Source organism: Labrys sp. WJW (assembly GCF_001676615.1).
In the GTDB taxonomy this organism is placed as follows: domain Bacteria; phylum Pseudomonadota; class Alphaproteobacteria; order Rhizobiales; family Labraceae; genus Labrys; species Labrys sedimenti.
The window spans coordinates 1-20,912 of sequence record NZ_LYXZ01000038.1 but is presented as its reverse complement, the minus strand read 5'-3'; the positions used below and the strand labels follow the sequence as shown (position 1 = coordinate 20,912).

The window sequence follows — 20,912 nt, the reverse complement described above, 5'->3', positions numbered from 1 at the left end:
TTCAACCCGATCGGAAACGCTCTAATGTGCTAGTGGCTGGAGCATCTGCGCGCCAGGGCCTGGAGACCGGCAAGCGCGAATGTCTCCAGTGCGCGGGACATTGGTTCGATCTCCCGTTCACGCTCCGCCAGGCTTGGGGCAATGGCTTCCAGTACACCGCGTTCCACGGTTGCCAGAACCATGAAAGGGGCATTGAGCGCCAGTTCTGCCCTTCCAATATCGGGGTGGTCCAGCGGACGATTGAGCATGCGTGCAAGCAGGTCGCGCAGCCAATGAAGCTGAGGCGCCATGAAGTCCTCGTCCACGATCAGCGCGGAAATCGTGGGCATCACCATCTCACGGGTGACCAGCCTGATCTGCCATGAGCGTTCGGCGGACGACAGCAATCGCCGGGCCATCAAGCCATAATAGGCCTTGAGCTGATCCAGGGGCTCTTCATGTTCCAGGATGGCTGCAAAGGCCTCGGGCGGGATGACGACCTCGCGCCGCGCCTCCGATACCGCCGCTTCATAGAGCGGCCGGATGCCACCGAAATAATAGTTTACCGCCGCGGTATTGACGCCGGCCAGGTCGCAAATTTCCCGGCTCGTCGTCGCATGATAGCCCTTGTCGGCAAAGACCCGCCCGGCAGTTTCGATCAGATTTTGGCGCGTCTTGACGCCACGTTCCTGGCTGTCTGACGAAACACGGCGGGCGTGCAGGGATCTGGGCATGAAAGCTTGGATACTGTCTCTGAGAAGTAACTTTTTACCCACGAGCTTTAAAATGTCAATTTCATATTCGGATTTGACATTGGGCTGTCGTTCAAGCAACCTCACGCCCTGCTGAGGCGATGGCTGTGCGAAACTGCAAGGGCCGGCGATTCCGCTCTTTGTTGAGTCTCCACCATTCTGCTGGGACCGCGCTATATGACTCTATCTTTCTCAGCGTCCCGCAAGCCAATCGAGCCGGTCGCCGACAAGCAGGACGTGACTGTCGAACTCCCGCTCGATCATGGGGCGTCGGCGCCTGTGGCCCAGATCTATCGGGACGCCAGTGCCCATATCGTCGTGATCTGCGCCAATACCTTGACCCGAACCTGCCTCATGCATTGCCTCACAGGCTCGGAAACCGGCCTGGCCGTGGAGGGCTATGCCGACGTCGAAGAGTGGGGCCGGCAGGGGCAGGGGGCCTCCGTCGCCTTGTTGTGCGTCACGGGCACGCGGGAGACCACGATCGCCGTCGAGCGAATGGTGAGGCGAGTACTGGCCACCGCACCCGGCATTCGGGTTGTGGTGATTTCCGATACAAAATCGGCCGGCTACGTTTCGAAGGCCCTGGAGCACGGGGCCAGTGGCTTCATCGCGATGGATTCGAATGTCGATGTCGCCATTGCCGCCATTCGCCTGGTGCGTAGCGGCGGCATGTTCGTGCCCTCCCACAGCGTGATGCAGTCTCGGACCCCAGCCGCCCCCCTGTCGGATGGCAGGAGATCGCTGCGCGATCTGGTGACGGCAAAGCAACTTGAAGTCATCGGCCTGATCCGCAAGGGGCTGCCGAACAAGGCGATCGCCGCCGAACTCGAGATGAGCGAGTTCACGGTGAAGGTGCATGTCAGGAACATCATGAAGCGCCTCAATGCCCGCAACAGAACAGAAGTTGTGGCTCTGACCAATGCCTATTTTGGCCAAGTGCCTGAACAGGATGATCATACCTGAAGCATGAAGCGGCCGGTGTGGGCGTCATTACGCATTCTTGGATGCCGAGCCGCGTGCACAAGTTTTCCGAGGCCATCGCATCTGCTGCCAGATTAGTACAACTCCTCGACAAGCTATTGATTTTTAACAATTATCTCAGGAGTCCTTCGGCTCCTCCTCGCTGTATCGAAAGAAACGGTCGAGAAAGGCCGTCGCCTCGTCCGAGATACCGACGATCTTGTTCGTCGCTTGCCGATAGAATTTGAAATTGAGCTCTGTGCCGGGCTGGCCATCCTGCCAGGTACTGAAAGACTTGAGTTCGCGCCGCCCGAGCGGCCTTTGGGCGGACGCCGTGCGGCGCACGACAATGCTCACACGCGGGGTTTGTCGCGGCACATGTTGTTTCCCGGCAATCGGCTCTATGGAGATCACAATGCCGCGGGCGAACAGCCCCCGGCCACCTTCATTTTCGCTGGCAAACAGGAAGATGATGTCGCCCACGGCGATATGCCTGCCACCATACATCGTCTTCTGCGCATTGAAGCTGAAGTTAGCCGCGTCGGGATCCCGTATCTCGGCTTTAATCGCAAATGCCATGCCGTCATGCCTCCGGCTTGCAAGCCAAACTGGCCTGTCCGAATCCTGCCGCGCAAGGCGGCAACCGATGCTGGCCAAAGGGGAAACAGGGTAGGGGGCCGGAAGCCTGCCAACTCCCCCTTGGCTACCCCTGCGTCGACGGAAGAGGATCATTCATTCTGTCACAAAACGAGTGAGAATAGCTCTCACCAGATGTCGGCAAAGCGTGCGCCGCTTCGTCTTCGAGAAAAGCACAGGCGGAGAATGGGAAGATTTGTGCCCAGGATCGTTGCTGCGGGAGCAAGCCGGGCTGGCTCGGATAACCACCGATGACCTTGGATCTTGAGACGTTAGGTTTTCCGCTGTCATATGGATATTCTCAACACGGAGAAGAACGATGAAGGCACTGATTGCGGGAGCAGGCATCGGCGGGCTGACCACGGCATTGTTCCTTCATCGGGTCGGGATCGACGTAGAAATTTTCGAGGCTTCGAAGGAGGTTCGTGAACTGGGCGTGGGCATCAACATGTTGCCGCACGCCGTTGAATTGTTGACGGAACTGGGATTGATCGACGAACTCGATGTTGCCGGTATCCGGACGCGCGAATTGATCTACGCGAACCGGTTCGGGCAGGTCGTCTGGCGCGAGTTGCGCGGTATCGATGCGGGCCTTCCGGCGCCTCAGTTCAGCATTCACAGAGGCAAGCTGCTGGGCCTGATCCATCGAGCCGTGATCGAGCGGATGGGTAAGGGCGTGATCCGCACAGGATATCGCGTGAACGGATTCGAGCAGAACGGCGATACCGTCACGGCCCATCTATCGGATAGTGCCGGCAGGCCGGCACGCGCGATCGGCGACTTGCTCGTAGGTGCCGATGGTATCCATTCGGCGGTGCGCGCCGCACTCCACCCCGGAGAGGGCCAGCCGATCTGGAGCGGCATCATGCTCTGGCGCGGGGCCACCCCCTGGCCGAAATGGCAGGACGGCCGCACCATGGCGATCGCCGGGGGAAACTTTGCCAAGTTCGTGTTCTATCCCATTGAAAAAGATGAGCAAAATTCAGGAACGCTCTTGACCAACTGGGCAGTGATGGCCCGAGCGGGGCATGACCGGACGCAGGACTTCTCCCTAGGGAACTGGAGCAGGCCGGGCTTGCTCGACGAGGTCCTGTCATTCGTCCGCGACCGTTTCCAGCTCGATTATGTCGATCCGGCCGCGATCATCCAGGGTACGGACGCATTCTACGAATACCCCAATTGTGATCGAGATCCGCTGCCACGCTGGTCGTTCGGGCGTGTGACTTTGCTCGGAGACGCTGCCCATCCGATGTATCCGGTGGGCTCGAATGGTGCGAGCCAGGCCATCCTCGATGCCTGCTCCTTGTCGCAACATCTCCGTGCCGTGGATACAATCGAGGCGGCTTTGGCGGCCTATGATGCGGAACGGCGGCCCGTTACCGCCAAGATCGTCCTGGCGAACCGCAGGGGCGGCCCGGAAGGCGTGATCGATATGGTGGAAGCCAGGGCGCCCGACGGCTTTGACGACATCGAAGCCGTCGCAACCCATGAGGAGCGTGAGCGCGTCGTACGCGGCTATGCGTCCTTGGCTGGATTTGGGCGCTAGGGGCAATCCGCTCCGCCATTTCCTCGCCTTTAAATATCAGATATCAGTTCAATGAATTAATTCAACAATTTGTTTCATATAACAAATTACTGACTACGAAGGTGGCAGGCTGGCCGCGGCATCGGTTGCTGGGGCATTTGAGCTCGCGGCGCGTTGGGGCAAACGCGACACGGTGCTCCCGGATTTGTGGCTCCAATAGACCGTCGAGTTCGTAGCCGATCAGACTATATCTTCACAGTCATGCGCTGGGCCTCTGGACTGTTCGGGGCCCTCGCGGCAGATAGGTCGAGCAATGTGTTGGAGGGAATCCCCCGTGTATTTGAAATGGTCCATTCCGAAATCGGTGCTGGTGCTTCTTGCCATCACCGGTGTTGCTCACGCTGAAGGCGAGCTCAACATCTATAATTGGGGAAACTACACCAACCCCAAGCTCATCAAGAAGTTCGAAGAGCAATACAAGGTCAAGGTCACCATCACCGACTACGACTCCAACGATACGGCTCTGGCCAAGGCTCGCCAGGGCGGCTCCGGCTTCGACATCGTCGTGCCCTCGCAGACATATCTGCCGATCTGGATCAAGGAGGGACTGCTGCTGGAAACCAATCCTGGCCAGATGGAGAATTTCAAGAACGTCACGCCGGAATGGGCCAATCCCGATTTCGACCCCGGCCGCAAATATTCCGTGCCCTGGGCCTGGGGCACGATCGGCGTCGTGGTCAACACCGACACTTACAAGGGCGATATCAACACCTGGGATATCATCTTCAAGACGCCGGACGAGCTGAAGGGCAAGGTCAACGTCGTTCCGGAAATGAAGGACGTCATTACGGCCGCCATCCGCTATGTCGGCGGCGAGCAATGCACCGGCGACAAGCAGGTATTGAAGAAAGCCCGCGACCTTCTGACGGCTGCCAAGCCGAACTGGATCGCCATGGAATACAATGCCATCGAAAAGATGGGGGCAGGCGACTTCAAGGCCTCGCTGACCTGGAACGGCGCGGCCCTGCGCACGCGCCTGGCGCATCCCCAGATCCATTACGGCTATCCCAAGGAAGGCTTTACCTACTGGTCCGACAATGTAGCAGTGCTGAAGGAGGCCAAGAATGTCGACAACGCCAAATTGTTCCAGAATTTCATCATGGATCCCGAAAACGCCGCGTTGAACTCGGTCTTCCACCATTATGCGAACGGCATCGCGGGTTCGGAAAAATTCATGCCGGCCGAAATGAGGGACGCTCAGGAGATCGTCGTTCCCGCGGAAGCCAAGGCGCACGGCACCGTGGCTTTGATGTGCCCGCCGGAGGTCGACGCGCTTTACAAGAAGATCTGGACCGAACTCCGCAAATAAGCCGTCCAGGCGAGGGCGGCGACATCGGCGCCGCCCGTTCTCGAAACTGCGTCCATTACTTCTCAGGCGCGGCACAGATCAAAATGCGATAGGAGCCAGTTGCCCCTGCGATATCAGTCATCGTACTAATTCACCCTCGCTCTTGCTCGAGGGGTCTCATGCGCCTTCATCCTGCCGTTGCGTATCTTCTTATTACCACGATTCTTGTTGCGACGAATCTTGGGGGCTGTGCAACTCCGATCCGAACTTCCCCAGGAACGGTAAAAAGTTTGCCTGTTGCCGTCATAAGCAAGGGACTCGGTGGAATTTTGCATGGATCTGTCCGTATAGAGCAAACCCAAGGCTCCTATTCGGTGAGCAATGGCAGGTTTTCGTGCTCGGGTACATATGCTCTGTCGGGCGTCAGGGAACGGATCTATGTTCCGGTTCTTTGCAGCGATGGCCGCAAAGGCTACGCCGCCGTTCACAATGGGCCAAGTCTAATGAGCGGGTCTGGCTCCTTCACCTTGAGCGATGGCACCACGGGTGAGTTCGTGTTTGGCAAGGACGCCGGCAAATCCTAGACCTGTATCGCCTCGACGGTGATCGCTTCGCAAGCTGTTACGTGCCAAGGCCGCGCCTCTGAAAAGGGAACCCGTCCAATGAGGAGGGGCACGACCCTTCCATGACGGCTGGACTTTATTCGCATAACATATCTTATGGAACATAAACCCATCCCCCAACCGGCCCAAAGACCTGATAAACCGGGCTTTTCTCCCTTCCTGCAAGCGTCTCGTTGCCCGATCCGGGCCGGATGATCGCCGGATGATCAATGTCAGATCAAATCGATCGGGATCGATTCACGCCAGGCGTTGGACGCGGTATCGGCGGTTCGCGAGACTATGTGTCGACCCATTGCGCGACCTCACTGACCGGCAACGGGCCCCGGATCCTGCAAACCGGGCCGGTTCCAAATTGAAGCCTCAACGATTTGTCGGCGTCCACACGCTCTGTCGGCCGCATCGGCTGCAGGGAGCGTGCCAAGTGAGCCAGGCTCGCCACAAAGCATCAGCGAATGGATACCTTGCTCGGAATATCGACCCGCACCTAGCATACAGACTTTAATAAATATGTTGTTTTACAGAATATTACATAATTTTTTTAAAATTTCACTATAAACTGAGGGCTTCAGCCATCCGTTGCAGCAGAACGAGTGTGCGCTCGACATCGAGTTGCTCCGAGGTCGTTCGGCGGATATGCGGACAAGTGAGCACTGCCAGGGCGTGTCTTTCGGCCGACAGGATGGGCACGCTGATATCATTGACGCCGAAGATCTGTTGGCTTTCGGCGATGCGGCACGCAGCTTTGCGATAGGCAGAAAGCTGCGCCTCGAGCTGTGCATATATAGCCGCCTTCTCGCTCCCCTTCCACCGGACCAGCAATTCCGCCCTGGCCAGCGGATCCTGAAAAGCCAGCAGAAGCTGGCCCGAACCGGTGGTCAACAGATCGATCGGCGTGCCCACGCGCACGGTGAAGACCCAGTCCGAGGACGCCGCCGCGTGGGCCACCACCACGGCTTCGTCGCGTTCCCGCATGACGAGATGACAGGACTGGCCGGATTCCTCGGCGAACCGATCCATCAGGGGCAAGGCCCGCGAGGTCAGCCGGCGTATGGGCGGATGATGTTGTGCCAGCACGAATAGCTTCATACTCAGGGCGAAGCGGTCGCCTTCGGCCGAGCGATAAACATAGCCGCGTGCCACCAGTCGTTCGAGCATGCGGTAGATTTCGCTGGCGCCGCGGCCGAGCTCCTTGACGATTTCCGCTCGCGTCAATGCGTCGGGGCGGCTGGCCAGCAGCTCCAGGATGTCCAGACCCTTATCCAGCGCCGGTGCCCGGTAGAGAGCCTCCCGGCTTGTACCCTCCTCCTGCTCTCTCGGCGGCCTTGGCAAAGCGTTTCCTTCTCTTTTGTTGACATATGAATATATTATTCATATTTGGTCCGTCAACAACAGGCTGCACGCAGCGACATGAACTCAACGGGAGATCGCCTCATGCGTCTGGACGGCAAACGCATCCTGATCACGGCTGCCGGGCAAGGCATCGGCCGCGCTTCGGCCCTCGCCTGCGCCGCCGAGGGAGCCCGTGTCATCGCCACCGATCTCAACGAGCAGGCGCTCGCAACCCTCGCTGCGGCGGATGGCCGTATCGAAATGCGCCCGCTTGACGTGCTCGATCCCGCCGCGATCGCCGAATTGGGCCGGTCCGTGCCCAGTCTCGATGGCCTCTTCAACTGCGCCGGCTTCGTCCACAATGGCAGCATCTCCGAATGTAGCGACGAGGATTGGGACTTCAGCTTCGATCTCAACGTCAAGAGCATGTTCCGCCTGATCAAGGCCCTGCTGCCGGGCCTTCTGCACGGCGCGGGCGAGACGGGCTCGAGTGCCATTCTCAACATGGCCTCGATGGCCTCCTCGGTGAAGGGCTTCCCGAATCGGCTGGCCTATGGCGCTTCGAAGGCCGCCGTCATCGGCCTGACCAAGGCCCTCGCCGCCGACCATGTCCGGCAAGGTCTGCGCTGCAATGCCATCTGCCCCGGTACGGTCGACACGCCTTCGCTACGGGACGGATCGCAGCCTCTGCCGATCCGATCCAGGCCGAGAAAGACTTCATCGCCCGTCAGCCGATGGGCCGGCTCGCCAATGTCGACGACATCGCGCCGATGGTGGTCTTCCTGCTCTCGGATGAATCCCGCTTCGTCACCGGCCAGGCCGTGCTGGTGGATGGCGGCGTGACGATCTGAGCGAAATCGACGACAGTCGAGACCTGCAGTAGCGACCATCATCCGACCGGAGGACACGCAATGACCGAGATCGTCGACATCGAAGTGATCGACCTGCGCTTCCCGACCTCTCAGCAGCTCGACGGGTCGGATGCGATGAATCCCGATCCCGATTATTCGGCTGCCTATGTCATCCTGAAGACCGACCGGCCAGGCCTCGAAGGGCACGGGCTGACCTTCACCATCGGCCGCGGCAACGAGATCTGCTGCGCTGCGATCAAGGCCATGCGCCATCTGGTCGTCGGGTTGTCCCTGGAAGACGTCCGCGCGGATCTCGGCGCCTTCTGGCGGCACGTCACCTCGGACAGCCAGCTGCGCTGGATCGGCCCGGACAAGGGCGCCATTCACCTGGCCACGGGCGCGGTGGTCAATGCGGTCTGGGATCTGATTGCCAAGATGGCCGGCAAGCCGGTCTGGCGCCTGGTCGCCGACATGTCGCCCGAGGAATTCGTGCGCGCCATCGATTTTCGCTACCTGACCGACTGCATCACTCCGGACGAGGCTCTCGCCTTGCTGCGCGACAAGGAAACCGGAAAGGCCGAGCGCATCGCCGTCCTCGAGCGCGAAGGCTACCCCTGCTACACCACCTCGGCCGGCTGGCTTGGCTATGACGACGACAAGCTGCGGCGGCTGTGCCAGGAAGCCGTCGATGCCGGCTTCAATCACGTCAAGCTCAAGGTCGGCCGTGACATCGAGCATGACATCAGCCGCCTGCGCATCGCCCGCGAAGTGATTGGCCCGGATCGCCAGCTGATGATCGACGCCAATCAGGTCTGGGAAGTCGACCAGGCGATCGACAGCGTGCGGCAACTCGCCTTCGCCAGGCCCTGGTTCATCGAGGAACCGACCAGCCCTGATGACGTCGAGGGCCACCGCAAGATCCGGACGGGCGTTGCACCCGTCAAGGTCGCCACCGGCGAGATGTGCCAGAACCGCATTTTGTTCAAGCAGTTCATCATGCGCGGCGCTATCGACGTGGTGCAGATCGACGCCTGCCGCCTGGGCGGGGTCAACGAGATCCTGGCGATCCTGCTGATGGCCGCCAAGTACGATCTCCCCGTTTGCCCGCACGCCGGCGGCGTCGGCCTGTGCGAATATGTTCAGCACCTGTCGATGATCGATTTCGTCTGCGTGTCGGGCACGCGCGAAGGCCGGGTGATCGAATATGTCGACCATCTGCATGAGCATTTCAAGGAGCCTTGCGTCGTCCGCAACGCCGCCTATATGCCCCCCCTCGCCGCGGGCTTTTCGATCGAGATGAAACCGGCATCCCTGCAGCACTATCGCTTTGCCGGCTGACGCAGTAGCGGCTGGCTCCACGAGCCTATTTGGCCAAGAGCTCAGCCGCCGATCGAGCCCTCAGGCAGGAGTTGGCACGCCCCTGTTGCGGGCCGTGCTCTCGCGCGCGACCAGTTCATAACCCAGATCGATCAACCGCGGTTCGACATGCTTTCCACCGATCCTGTCAATCAGCATTCTCATGGCCTTTCTGCCCATCTCTTCACGATGGGTCCTGACACTGGTGAGGCCGGGATTGGCCACTGCCATGATTTCAAGGTCGTTGAAGCCGCAAATGCCGAATTGCTGAGGGACGGCAAGGCGGCGGCGCTGGGCCTCGAAGAGAACGCCGACCGCAAGGTCGTCATTGTTGCAGAACACGGCGTCGGCGTCGGGTGCGCGCGCCAGCAATTCGGACATCAACTCGCAGCCCAGCGACACGGTGGAGGCCCGGGGCGTCGTGACGATGAGCTTTTCATCGAATATATCGGCTTCGTCCAGCGCCTGGACAAAGCCCTGGAGGCGCCTCTGCGTGCGCGGATCCATGCGCGCGCCCAGAAAAGCGATCCGCCGATAGCCGCGCTCGACCAGATGCCTCGTGGCAGCGAATGCGGCGCGATGATGCGAAAAGCCGACCATCATATCAACGGGATCATGGCCGACCTCCATGATCTGGACGATCGGGCAGTCGGCCTGCAGGAGCTGGGTACGGGCTGCCTCCGACTGATCGATGCCTGCCACGACCAGGCCCGCCGGACGCTGACTGAGGAAGACGCGCAGCAATCTCTCCTCCTCGATCAGGGAATAGCGCGTATTGCCCAGCTGCACTCGAAAGGTGGTGGTCTCTGCCTCGGCATAGATCCCGCGCATCACCTCCGCGAACACATTGTTGGTCACCGAAGGAATGAGCACGCCTATGACGTTTGTCCGGGCCGAGGCGAGCGCGCTTGCCGCGGGATCGGGCACATATCCGATATCGTCGACGATTTGCTGGATGCGTTGCCTGAGCTCATGAGAAACGGATTGAGGATTGCGAAGAGCACGCGACACCGTGATAGCGCTAACTCCCGCGACCTCGGCAATCTCGACCAATGTTATGCGTTTCTTACCTAGACGTTTCTTGGGTTTTTTCATATTAAGGGCCCCGATGGCGTTTCCCATCATAAAGATAGAACTTGCAAAATGATTGCGCAATCATTAAAGGTTTCGACCAAAGTTGGGACGGGAGGAAAATGTGGCAAAGCCGGCATATACGCTGGTTGCGGGCCTCTTCGATGCCGGTCGGCGGTTTGTACGCGCCGTGAAGCATGATCACCTTTCAACACTCGTCTAGATACCCCCGCCCTTCTTCATCAGGCAGGCCGGCGGATCGTGCTTGATTCCATCTCCAGGACTTGGGTCCTGCTCGCGGCTCGCCGCCTATGCGAACCGCCCTCGGAATGAATTGCGGCCACTCAGAAAGGTCGTGACGAACGCCACCAACAAACGCTCACGGGAGGAGGACCCCGATCATGCATACGACACCCGCCAGCTCGCCTGCCCGGGCCGGTAGCCAGAAGGCACCTCCTGGTGCCTCTCGGACCCGCTATATCATCCTGGCCCTGTGTTTCGCCGGCCTGGTCATCAACTATCTCGACCGCGCGAATATGAGCGTGGCGCTGCCCTATATCGATGCCGATCTTGGCCTCAATCTCACCAACACCGAGAAGGGCCTCATCCTCGGCGCCTTCTTCTGGGCCTATGACGGCATGATGCTGATCGCCGGCTGGTTCACCGACAAGGTGGGCTCGCGCCGGGCCTTCACCATCGCGGCAATCTGGTGGTCGATCTTCACGGCGCTCACCCCCCTCGCCCGCGGCTTCTGGGGGTTCTTCGGCTTCCGCTTCATGCTGGGTGCCGGCGAGGCGCCGGCCTATCCGGCAGCCACCAAGGCAGCCTCGCGCTGGTTCCCCGTGGGCGAGCGTGCCTTCTCCACCGCGGTGATCGATTCAGGCTCTCGGGTCGGTACCGTGCTTTCGCTGCCCATCGTCACAAGCCTCCTCCTGGTGGCTACCTGGCATTATTCCTTCGTAATCCTCGGCGCGTTGGGCATCGTCTGGGCGCTCGTCTGGTACTGGTATTATCGCGATCCGGTCGACCACAGCGATGCCAACGACCTGGAGCGCCAGTACATCGCCGACAATGGCGGCCGTACCGAGGCCAATGACGACAGCGAGGCCACCAAGATCCGTTGGTCGCAGTTGTTCGGCTACCGCACGGTCTGGGGCATGATGCTGGGCTTTTTCTGCCTCAACTTCGTGATCTACTTCTTCCTGACCTGGTTTCCCGACTATCTGAAGAATGCCCGCGGCCTCAATCTGAAGGAACTCGGCACGCTCGGCATGTTGCCCGGCCTTGCCGCGGTGGTAACCGCCTGGATTGCCGGCGCCTATGCCGATAGCCTGATCCGTCGTGGAGCCAACGTCACCAAGGTGCGCAAGGTGGTGATGGTCGGCGGCCTGCTGGGCGGGGCTGCCATCCTGCCCGCCGCCTTCGCCTCCTCCATCTATCTGGCGCTGTTCTTCCTGGCGATTTCCTATTCTAGCCTGGCGATCGCCGCGACCGGGATCTGGTCCCTGCCCGCCGACGTGGCGCCCAGTTCGCGCCATGTCGCCTCGATCGGCGGCATCCAGAACTTCGCCTCCAACATTGCCGGCATCATCAGCCCCTTCATGTTCGGCTTCCTGCTCGACATGTTCCACGGTGACTACACGCCGGCTTTTGCCTTGGCCGCCGGCTTTGCCGTGCTGGGCGCGTTCTCCTATGCCTTCATCGTCGGCAAGGCCGAGCCGCTCCCCCTGCCCGCAGGCACGGAGCGCTGACCAGCGGACTTGCCGGCAATCGACGTCGGGCAGCCGCCGCACATCTTCGGATGGTGCGGCGGTTTCTTTTTGCCCTTTCATCACTGCCAGATTGCCAGAAAGCTTCCGGTCGATTACGCACGTCATCGACAAGCGTTGGGGCGCCGAGGTTCGATCTTGCCTAAGTAAATACCGGTCTCTTCCTTTCCATCCCATCCACTTGGGCAGCCAGCCGGCAGCCCGGCGGATGATCATGTTCACTGGGTGGTGGTCCGAGACCGGTCTGGCTTGTCCGAATGTGCCCTGCGCACTGACCGCTGCCCCAACTCCTTTCCCAGCAGACATCGCCATGCCGCGCCCGTTCACGGGCCGCTCCGATCGCCGTCCCGGTGGACTTCCTCACGGAAGACCGAGACGGTATGTGCAATCTCCTCAAGGTCCGTTGGACCATTACGCCTCAAATCCCGCCACAACCCTGGCTGGCCTGCGCCGGATGCGGCATCGCCCGCCCGTTCCGTAGCAGCGGCAAGGCAAGGCTCAACGCCAATGGCCGCCGGCTCGATGCCTGGCTCATCTATAAATGTACGGTTTGCGACAAGACCTGGAACAGACCGCTGTTCGAGCGTCGGCCGGTACAGGACATCCCACCGGACGTTCTCGCCGCCTTGCAGGCAAACGAATCTGCCTGGATCCGTCGCCAGGCCTTCGATCTCACGGCCTTGCGATCGCATGCCTTCCATATTGAGGAATCGACCGAGATCGACATCGACAGGCAGGTGCTCGAGCGAGCCGATGACTGGTCGATCCTGCTTGTCGAACTCGTCGTCGATCTCCCGGTCGGGATCCGCCTCGATCGACTGTTGGCACGTGAACTCAATCTGTCACGAACACGGCTGCAATCGAACCACCGCCAAGGCCGACTTCGTCTGGACCACAGCCATCCCGAGGCGTTGCGCAGGCGGGTGACGGACGGGACCTGCGTCAGGCTCGATCTTGGGGATGAGGCGAACCGCGCCATGATCGGCAACGCTGCCGCAGGTGGATCAGGGCCCTCAAGGATCCCCTGCTCACCGCCCGCCGGGAGCCTTGAACGAGCGCCGCGATAAGGTCCCCGCACCAGGAAGAGATGGCGCGGGGTACCACGGTTGGATCAGATGGGCCGCGCCTGGGTCTGCCCGACGGGCAGCTCATCAGCCGAATCTTCTGCCACGCCGTCGAACAGCCGGGCAATGCGCCGGCGCTCGGCCTCGTCCTGCGGCAGGGCATAGGACAGTGCGACATAGACGAGCGTGTTGACGATCAGGCCGACCACGCCCGAGGTCATCCCGGCCAAGGCTGGAATGGCGACGGGATAGAGGAACTGCAGCATCACGGCCACTGCAAAACCGGCGATCATGCCGCAGGCGGCGCCCGCCGCATTGCCCCGGCGCCAGAAGATGCCGAGATAGAGCGCCGGGGCGAGCTGGACGATGCCCTGATAGGAGGCGAGCGCCAGAGTGAGCAGGCCGGCCGTGACATTGGCGGTCGCCACCGCCCCGGCCACCGCCAGCAGGGTCGCGAGGATGATCGTGATGCGCGCGGTGCGGGTGTTGGTCGCCTCGTCGGCACCACCGACATGAATGATGTCCTGGGCGGTATGGGTGCCGACGGCCGCCGTGATGGCGTTCACATTGCCGACCGTGGCGGCGAACACGGCGACGCCCGCCAGCGCCAGCACGAACGGCCCGCCATGCCCGGCCGTCAGGAACCAGACATTGTCCGGGGCTTTCGCCACCTCCGGCAGCTGGGAGGCCAGCATGCTCATCGTCAGCATGATGGCGAGGAACACGAACATGAACGGCGCGGCCTTAAGGGCGGAGTTGCGCACCGCCTGGGCGCTCCTGGCCGTGAACAGGCGCACGAAGATATCGGGCCAGCACCACGAGCCCATCGCTCCGGTGAAGACCAGCGAGAAATAATAGAGCGGGCCAAGCTCGCTGTTCAGGCCCGGCAAGCTGGCGAAGCTCTCCGGCAAGCCCGCGAAGCCCAGCCCCTGCGACATCAGCCAGACGATCAGGCCGAGCGCCACCAGCCCGCCGACGCCGTAGGCGAATACGCCCTGGATCATGTCCGAGATCACGATGCCACGCATGCCGAGCCGCACCGTCCAGATCTGCCGGACGGCCAGCACCGCGATGCCGATGAAAACCGCCGTCGTCGGCGTGACAGCGCCAAAGGACAGATAGGAGAAGACGAGGCCGAGCGACTGGAAGGCCAGCACCAGCCAGGGAAAAGCCGAGATCACGCCGATCACGGCGGCGATCACGCGCACGCTGGTGGAATTGTAGCGCATGCCAACGAAATCGGCCTGGGTGCGCAGGTTGAAGGCCTTGCCCCAGTCGAACACGCGCTGCGCCATCATGAACATGAACAATACGGCCAGCAGCGAATAGGAAATCACGTAGTAGCCGATCACTCCGGCGGATGCGGAAAGCCCGGCGAAGGCGATGAAGATCGTCCCTGGCAGCCAGGTGTTGAGGAAGGCCATGGTCTGGAACCACGAGCCGAAGGAGCGGCCCGCCACCGCATAGTCGGTGAAGTCGCGGCCCTGCTGGCGGGTGCGCTCCAGCACCACGACGACACCAATGAAGAACAGGGCCAGCAGCCCGTAGCCGATCAGGAAATCCATGGCCCTACTCCTCTTCCCGATCCGGGCTCGCCCGGTGCAGATAGGTCAGGCTGACGACCAGGAACAGGCCGCTGCCCATGAAGAAGAGCATCGCCATGCCGATGCTGCCGCGCGCCATCGCCAGATGGATCGGCGGAAACAACATGATGATCAGGTTGAGCCACAGCAAAAGGCGGCGGGTGCGGCCAAAGTCAGTCGCTTGCCTCTCCATTTCGTCCTCCCATCTCGACATTCTCCTGCTGGGTGGGGGTGGGTGGCGCGTCGCCGTGCCCCTGCACAGAGCCCCGTCACGCGCCATTCTTTTTGTTCGTCAGATCGGTGCCACAGGGGTTACAGGCCGCAGGCTCCGACCACCGCGTCGACCAAGGCTTTCTGGTGCGGCTGCAGTTCCTGTCCGGGCAGGTCCTTCCAGAACGCCTGGTAAGGATCCTCGACCCCCGTCTCGACGCCGCTGAGAGTCTCCACCACGGCAAGGCCGCAGAACGGGACATAGAAGGGCGAATAGCCGCCCTCATGGCTGATCACCAAGCGCCCGCCGCAGATCGAAGCGGCGAGATCCATCAGGCGTCGGGTCATCTGGCGATAGGAACCGGAGACCAGCATCATGCGGCCGAGCGGGTCGGCATTGGATGAATCGAACCCGCTTGCCACCATGATCACGTCGGGCTTGAAACGGGCGATCGCCGGCAGCACCACCCGGTCGAAGGCATCGAGATAGGCCCCCTCACCCGAGCCGGCGGGCAGAGGAATGTTGATGGCCGAGCCCTTGCCGGCACCGACGCCGCGATCACCGACCTTGCCGGTATCAGGTGGGAAATTGCCGTCCTGGTGCAGCGAGATGGTGAGAATGTCGGGATCGGCCTCGAAGCAGGCTTCGGTGCCGTTGCCGTGATGCACGTCCCAGTCGACCACCGCCACGCGTTCGATGCCGAGCCTGGCGCGCGCATGGGCGATCGCCACCGCGACATTGGCGAACATGCAAAAGCCCATGCCCTTCTCCGGGCGGGCATGATGGCCGGGCGGACGCACCAGCGCATAGGCATTGGCGACCTCGCCCTCAACCACGGCCCGCAATGCGCTGATGGTGCCGCCGGCTGCAAGGCAGGCCAGGTCCACGCCGGCAAAACCGAAGGGCGAGACGCCGTCACCCATGTCACCACCACGGATGTCGGCGCTGAGCGCCTTCATCCTGTCGAGGTGCTCGCTCGTATGGATGCGCAGGATGTCCTCGTCGCTCGCCTTGGTGATCTCGATGCGCTTCAGCGCCTTGGCGATGCCGGAAACCTCCACCAGGGAAGCGAAGCGCGCCTTGGATTCCGGCGACTCGACATGCTGCAGGGGCTGGATGAATTCGCCCTTCAGGAAGCCGGCCGCCGTGCCGGTGTCGTGCCAGCCGAAACGCTCATGCCACACCCATCCCGTGGTCATCACAATTCTCCCTCGTCTGCATGTTTTCAGGCAGGCTAGCGCATGCCATGGCGGGGAGAATGGTGCAGATGCACTATTGGCGGCGGGCAGCAACCTTGTGACGAGCATCGTCCACGGTTAGTATGACGAAAACATAACCCTCCATCCGGGCCGGCGCATGTGACCTCCAAACTGTCCATGTTCTCGCAATTCGTGGTCGATCTTCACCAGGCCGGCCGGCGCGCCGACAGGGACGCCGATCTCGACCTGGCGGCCCATGCTCTCGAGCTGCTGCGCCCCCTCCTCGGTTTCGACTGCGCCTGGTATGGCTGGGCCCGCTTCCTGGACGACCGCACCACAGTGCCCGCTTCCTCCACGCTCGGTCTGCCGGAGGGCTTCGCCCCGTTCTGGTCGACCATGGCCAGCCAGGACCTCGTTGCCACCGCCCTGCGCCGGGATCGCGGCAGGGTCTGCATCTACGACCGCGGGCAACCTCGGCAGACCGACGAGATGGCCGAGTTGTCGGAACGCTACGGCATCCGCAAATGGGCCTCCGCCATGCATAATCGGCCGGGGGCTGCCACCGCCTTCTTCGTCTCGGTCTACCGCACCCGCTGCCTCGATCCCCATTGGGACGGGGAAGACCTGCAGCTCCTGCAATGCGCGGTCGACCACCTGTTCCTGGCCCTGCAGGCCACTTTCGAACGGCGCATCGCATCTGGACCAGGCGAGCGCGCGACGCTTGTGGTCGACGAGGCCGGCTTCGCCCATCTCGGCCTGGATCAAGCCCAAGGCTTCCTCAGGACCATCTGGCCCGGCTGGAGCGGCGATCGCCTGCCCCGGCCGCTCCGCCAGGTCGCGCTGCACCCCGGCATCCATCTGTTCGAGCACGAGGGCGTGGCGGTGAACTGCCGCAAGGATCGTGAAGCGGGCCGGCAGTCCAGTCTCCTAAGGCTGGAACTTTCGTTGCTGTCGAGGCTCGATCGCCTCTCTCCGCGCGAACGCGAAGTGGCGCATCTGCTCGCCGGCGGAGCAACCCACAAGCAGGCGGCACAGATGCTGGGCAGCGCGCCTGCCACCATCCGCAACCAGACCCAGGCCATCTATGACAAGCTCGGCGTCCGCTCGCGCGCGCAGCTTGCCAGCGCGGTGCTGCGCTGAGCGCAGGCATATTGTACGATAGCGGCTATTCTTGCCGGTGAATTGGTAGATACCGCGACGGAACTCGTGCCGACTAGCGATCGTAGCGCGGTCAAGTCGAGCACTCCGCCTTAACGCGAACCGGCGCCTTTTCAGGTCTGGACCATATGGTCGAAAATCTGATTCGATGGACAAGAGGTATAATCAAACCCGGCTTGTCTACGCAACTGCGGCCGGCTTGTTCTGAGAAGAGTATCAGCAGCACCATCCACCGAGCTGATGAAACGGCACTTTCTCCTTTCTTGCCAAGAAGATGGGAAGAATTCTGTCGTTGTGATTCCCCTTTCAGGCAAGGCGCCTGAAGGATATCCTAGTTGCGTCGGACTTTTTGGTACGCCATGTATCGGAGCAGTTGCATCTCGATATTCGGAGGTATTGTAATACACCCTCCGAGGGGGCGCCTGGAGTGTCTTTGCACATTCTGGGTTGGAGAGGGGAAAAAAATGCCGGTTTTGCCGGAACCGATGACTGTGGCGGATCTCATCGATCTGCTGCGAGAACAGGACCCGAAGGCCTTGGTAACCATCGGCAATCCAAATACCGGGCCCGATTGCGCCGGCGCCCTGTTCGACGGCTTCGTTCGGCCTCAGGGCAAGTCCTTCCGCCATATGCCCTGGAGCCAGGTTCAGCATGAGGGATATCTGCCAGCGGTTGTGCTGGAGCGCTACGTACGGCGGAAATGAGCCTGGTTTCGCACGCCAGCGACCATGGCCTGCCCACGCTTCTCCGTCTCGCTCAGGCTTTTTTCCTTGCCCTGGCCGCACTCCGCGCCTACCTAAAGGGCCATGTATGAGGAAAGAAACAGTCAGGACAGCCCTGGCAATTCGCCCTCGGCTGGTGAGACGGTCTTTGCGTCAGCCCTATCTGAGCCCGATAAATGGGCGATTTTCCTGGATATCGACGGTACGCTGATCGATCTTGCCGCGACCCCGCTGTCGATCTTCGTCCCGCCGACTCTGCCGGATGACCTCGCCGCCCTGTCACGGCATCTCGGCGGCGCCATGGCGCTGGTCACCGGCCGGAACATCGTGCTCGCCGACGAATTGTTCGCCCCCCATCTTTTTCCCATTGCCGGGCTGCATGGTGCCGAACGGCGCGATGCGTCCGGCGCCGTGGACAGCCTCTCCGTCCCGTCATCTTTCGAGCAGCTCAAGCGCGACATCGCCGACGAGGCCGGCGCGTGGCCTGGCGTCGTGTTCGAGGACAAGGGCGCGGCGGTTGGCGTGCATTACCGCTTGGCGACCGACCGCAAGCCCGATGTCGAGGCCTTGATGTCGCGCTTCGCGCCCATCGCTCCCGGCTGGACGCTGCAGCACGGCAAGATGGTGGTCGAACTGCGCCCCGCGCGTGCCAGCAAGGGCAAGGCGCTGGAGGCCTTCCTGCAGGAAGCGCCGTTCAAAGGCAGGATTCCCCTCGCGATCGGCGACGATCTCACCGACGAGGCGATGTTCGAAACCGTCAACAGCCTCGGCGGTCAGTCGATCCGTGTCGGGTCGGCCGGGACCCAAACGCGTGCTCGCGCGTTCATATCATCGCCAGCAGCTCTGCGGGACCTGATCGCTCGCACCGCAGCTTAATTCGATTCAATCATCAATATTCGAAAGTTCCCATGGGTCGACTTGTCGTCATTTCCAATCGAGTTCCCGTTCCCGCACGCAACGGAGACGCCCCTGCCGGCGGCCTTGCGGTTGCCCTGAACGCTGCCTTGCAGGAGCGTGGTGGCATCTGGTTCGGATGGTCCGGGAAATCCAGCCCCGGTGCCGAGCCCCCTCCCCCCCGGTTCCAGCAGCAGGGCAACATTTCCTATGTGCTGACCGACCTGACCGAGACGGATGTCGAGGAATATTATCACGGCTTCGCTAATCGGGTGCTCTGGCCGATTTGCCACTACCGCCTCGACCTTGCCGAATATGGTCGCAAGGAAATGGCGGGTTATTTTCGCGTCAACCGCTTGTTCGCCCATCGCCTGGCGCCCTTGATCCAGCCGGACGATATCCTGTGGGTGCATGACTATCACCTGATCCCCCTCGCCTTTGAATTGCGGCAGATGGGCATCAAGAACACCATCGGCTTCTTCCTGCACATTCCGTGGCCTCCCTCGGATGTGATCGCCGCCATGCCCATGCATGAGGAGATCATCCGCGGCCTGTCTCACTACGATCTCATCGGCTTCCAGACCGACTACGATCTCGACAATTTCGCAGGCTATCTCGCTCGGGAAGGCATCGCCAGGAACCTGGGGGCGGGCCAGTTCGAATATCACGGCCTGCATTTCAAGGCCGCCGTGCATGGCATCGGCATCGAAACCAAGTCCTTCGCGCAGATGGCGCAGGTTGCGATCGGCAACACGGCCGTGCGCAAGGCGCGCCAGAGCGTCGAAAGCCGAGACCTCATCATCGGCGTCGACAGGCTGGATTATTCCAAGGGGCTGACCCAGCGCATCGACGCTTTCGAACGCTTCCTGCGCGCCTATCCGGGCTATCACAACAAGGTCACCTATCTGCAGATCACCCCGAAGTCCCGGTCGGAGGTGCCTGAATACGAGACGATGCAGAAGATGGTGGCCGAGGAGGCCGGCAGGGTGAACGGCGCCATGGGCACGCTCGACTGGGTCCCCATCCGCTATGTCAACCGTTCGGTCGGCCGGCACATCCTGGCGGGCCTCTACCGCATCGCCAGGGTTGGCCTGGTCACGCCGCTGCGCGATGGCATGAACCTGGTCGCCAAGGAATTCGTCGCCGCCCAGGATCCCGACAATCCGGGCGTGCTCGTGCTGTCGCGCTTCGCCGGCGCTGCCCGCGAACTCAACGGCGCGATATTGGTCAATCCCTACGATACCGAAGGGACGGCTAACGCAATCGCTCGCGCTTTGAGCATGTCGCTGCAGGAGCGGCGCGAGCGCTGGCAGAACATGATGAACTTCCTGCTCGAGCATGACGTGTCGCACTGGTGCGACGCTTTCCTCGAGGATTTGACTCAGGACAAAGAGATGCAGGCGGCACCGATCGTGACCAAGGCGAGTGCCTGACCATCACTTGAAAGCAAGGACCCTAAAATATTTCAAGAAATTTAGATAAGATATTGGAATTAATATCTTATCTTTACCTCATGGATCAGGAGGGCGGCAGCGCCCCCCTCTCCTTCGGCCGGCAGACTTGGCACTCGGGCAGATGGCTTGCCACATCGTGGGATTGCCGACTCCGGTCATTCCAAACCGGAATGTCCTCTTGCCCAATCATGGATATCGGGGCGCAGAAGGAAGCGATAGGGCTAGGTCTCATGCCTGTGGCGAATGAGAGCGCCTGCATCGGGCATCTGCGCAACAACCGTATCTCTTGGCGAGACCCTATCGTGCTGAACGACCTGCGCTCCCATGGCCTATGGGAAAAGACCGCTCCCGGCGCGCCGCAAACCGAACCGCTCCATGGATCGGCCACCGCCGATGTCGCCGTCATCGGCGGTGGGTATACGGGG

Annotated in this window: 17 protein-coding genes and 2 pseudogenes; 12 read left to right on the top strand and 7 right to left on the bottom strand. The window is 61.4% G+C overall.

From position 1 onward, the window contains the following. Positions 1-29 precede the first annotated feature (29 nt). A complete protein-coding gene (locus BA190_RS22110; protein ID WP_156771650.1) occupies positions 30-812 on the bottom strand; it encodes a TetR/AcrR family transcriptional regulator in 783 nt (260 codons plus the stop codon). A 96-nt stretch (positions 813-908) separates the two neighbouring features. Here BA190_RS22110 and BA190_RS22105 point away from each other — a divergent pair, with 96 nt between their 5' ends. Beyond that, positions 909-1,697 carry a response regulator transcription factor gene (locus tag BA190_RS22105; protein WP_068292341.1) on the top strand — a complete coding sequence of 263 codons (789 nt, stop codon included), beginning with the start codon at positions 909-911 and terminating at the stop codon, positions 1,695-1,697. A gap of 135 nt (positions 1,698-1,832) precedes the next feature. On the opposite strand, the gene BA190_RS22100 is transcribed toward BA190_RS22105, so the two are convergent. Next, positions 1,833-2,273 (bottom strand): hypothetical protein, encoded by a 441-nt coding sequence (locus BA190_RS22100; protein ID WP_068292338.1) that lies wholly within the window; start codon positions 2,271-2,273, stop codon positions 1,833-1,835. A 376-nt stretch (positions 2,274-2,649) separates the two neighbouring features. On the opposite strand from BA190_RS22100, the gene BA190_RS22095 reads away from it, so the two are divergent. Both BA190_RS22095 and BA190_RS22090 read left to right on the top strand, forming a co-directional pair. Then, positions 2,650-3,876 (top strand): flavin-dependent oxidoreductase, encoded by a 1,227-nt coding sequence (locus tag BA190_RS22095; RefSeq protein ID WP_068292335.1) that lies wholly within the window; start codon positions 2,650-2,652, stop codon positions 3,874-3,876. Positions 3,877-4,195: 319 nt separating this feature from the next. Next, positions 4,196-5,224 carry an extracellular solute-binding protein gene (locus BA190_RS22090; protein ID WP_245314905.1) on the top strand — a complete coding sequence of 343 codons (1,029 nt, stop codon included), beginning with the start codon at positions 4,196-4,198 and terminating at the stop codon, positions 5,222-5,224. Positions 5,225-6,375: 1,151 nt separating this feature from the next. Here the strand turns inward: BA190_RS22090 and BA190_RS22085 are convergent. After that, a complete protein-coding gene (locus BA190_RS22085; RefSeq protein WP_068292330.1) occupies positions 6,376-7,155 on the bottom strand; it encodes an IclR family transcriptional regulator in 780 nt (259 codons plus the stop codon). A gap of 102 nt (positions 7,156-7,257) precedes the next feature. Between BA190_RS22085 and BA190_RS22080 the strand changes: the two are divergent. Continuing rightward, positions 7,258-8,006 (top strand): annotated as a pseudogene (locus BA190_RS22080) (SDR family oxidoreductase). Between the two features lie 60 nt (positions 8,007-8,066). Continuing rightward, on the top strand, positions 8,067-9,344 hold the full coding sequence (locus BA190_RS22075) for an L-fuconate dehydratase (RefSeq protein ID WP_068292328.1): 1,278 nt from the start codon (positions 8,067-8,069) through the stop codon (positions 9,342-9,344). Between the two features lie 60 nt (positions 9,345-9,404). Here BA190_RS22075 and BA190_RS22070 read toward each other — a convergent pair whose 3' ends face one another. Continuing rightward, positions 9,405-10,457 (bottom strand): LacI family DNA-binding transcriptional regulator, encoded by a 1,053-nt coding sequence (locus BA190_RS22070; RefSeq protein WP_068292325.1) that lies wholly within the window; start codon positions 10,455-10,457, stop codon positions 9,405-9,407. 377 nt (positions 10,458-10,834) lie between these two features. Between BA190_RS22070 and BA190_RS22065 the strand changes: the two genes are divergently transcribed. Continuing rightward, entirely contained in the window at positions 10,835-12,184 is a 1,350-nt protein-coding gene (locus tag BA190_RS22065) for an MFS transporter (RefSeq protein ID WP_068292321.1), read from the top strand. 398 nt (positions 12,185-12,582) lie between these two features. Continuing rightward, the gene (locus tag BA190_RS22060; protein WP_068292318.1) at positions 12,583-13,269 is read left to right on the top strand and encodes a DUF1062 domain-containing protein; all 687 of its coding nucleotides are present in this window, start codon (positions 12,583-12,585) and stop codon (positions 13,267-13,269) included. A 44-nt stretch (positions 13,270-13,313) separates the two neighbouring features. Here the strand turns inward: BA190_RS22060 and BA190_RS22055 are convergent, their stop codons facing one another. From BA190_RS22055 to BA190_RS22045, 3 genes are all read right to left on the bottom strand, one after another. Further along, positions 13,314-14,831: a sodium:solute symporter gene (locus tag BA190_RS22055; RefSeq protein WP_082979958.1), complete on the bottom strand. Its 1,518-nt coding sequence runs from the start codon at positions 14,829-14,831 to the stop codon at positions 13,314-13,316. A gap of 4 nt (positions 14,832-14,835) precedes the next feature. Beyond that, on the bottom strand, positions 14,836-15,042 hold the full coding sequence (locus BA190_RS22050; RefSeq protein WP_068292315.1) for a hypothetical protein: 207 nt from the start codon (positions 15,040-15,042) through the stop codon (positions 14,836-14,838). 119 nt (positions 15,043-15,161) lie between these two features. Then, positions 15,162-16,259 (bottom strand): class II histone deacetylase, encoded by a 1,098-nt coding sequence (locus tag BA190_RS22045; protein ID WP_068292312.1) that lies wholly within the window; start codon positions 16,257-16,259, stop codon positions 15,162-15,164. 159 nt (positions 16,260-16,418) lie between these two features. Between BA190_RS22045 and BA190_RS22040 the strand changes: the two genes are divergently transcribed. From BA190_RS22040 to BA190_RS36690, 5 genes and pseudogenes are all read left to right on the top strand, one after another. Continuing rightward, positions 16,419-17,399: a LuxR C-terminal-related transcriptional regulator gene (locus BA190_RS22040; protein ID WP_156771649.1), complete on the top strand. Its 981-nt coding sequence runs from the start codon at positions 16,419-16,421 to the stop codon at positions 17,397-17,399. A 482-nt stretch (positions 17,400-17,881) separates the two neighbouring features. Beyond that, a complete protein-coding gene (locus BA190_RS22035) occupies positions 17,882-18,121 on the top strand; it encodes a hypothetical protein (RefSeq protein ID WP_068292309.1) in 240 nt (79 codons plus the stop codon). A gap of 102 nt (positions 18,122-18,223) precedes the next feature. Continuing rightward, positions 18,224-19,015: a trehalose-phosphatase gene (gene otsB / locus BA190_RS22030; protein WP_068292307.1), complete on the top strand. Its 792-nt coding sequence runs from the start codon at positions 18,224-18,226 to the stop codon at positions 19,013-19,015. Between the two features lie 32 nt (positions 19,016-19,047). Next, positions 19,048-20,466 (top strand): alpha,alpha-trehalose-phosphate synthase (UDP-forming), encoded by a 1,419-nt coding sequence (gene otsA / locus BA190_RS22025; RefSeq protein ID WP_068292304.1) that lies wholly within the window; start codon positions 19,048-19,050, stop codon positions 20,464-20,466. A 251-nt stretch (positions 20,467-20,717) separates the two neighbouring features. Further along, positions 20,718-20,912 (top strand): annotated as a pseudogene (locus tag BA190_RS36690) (hypothetical protein); the annotation flags it as partial.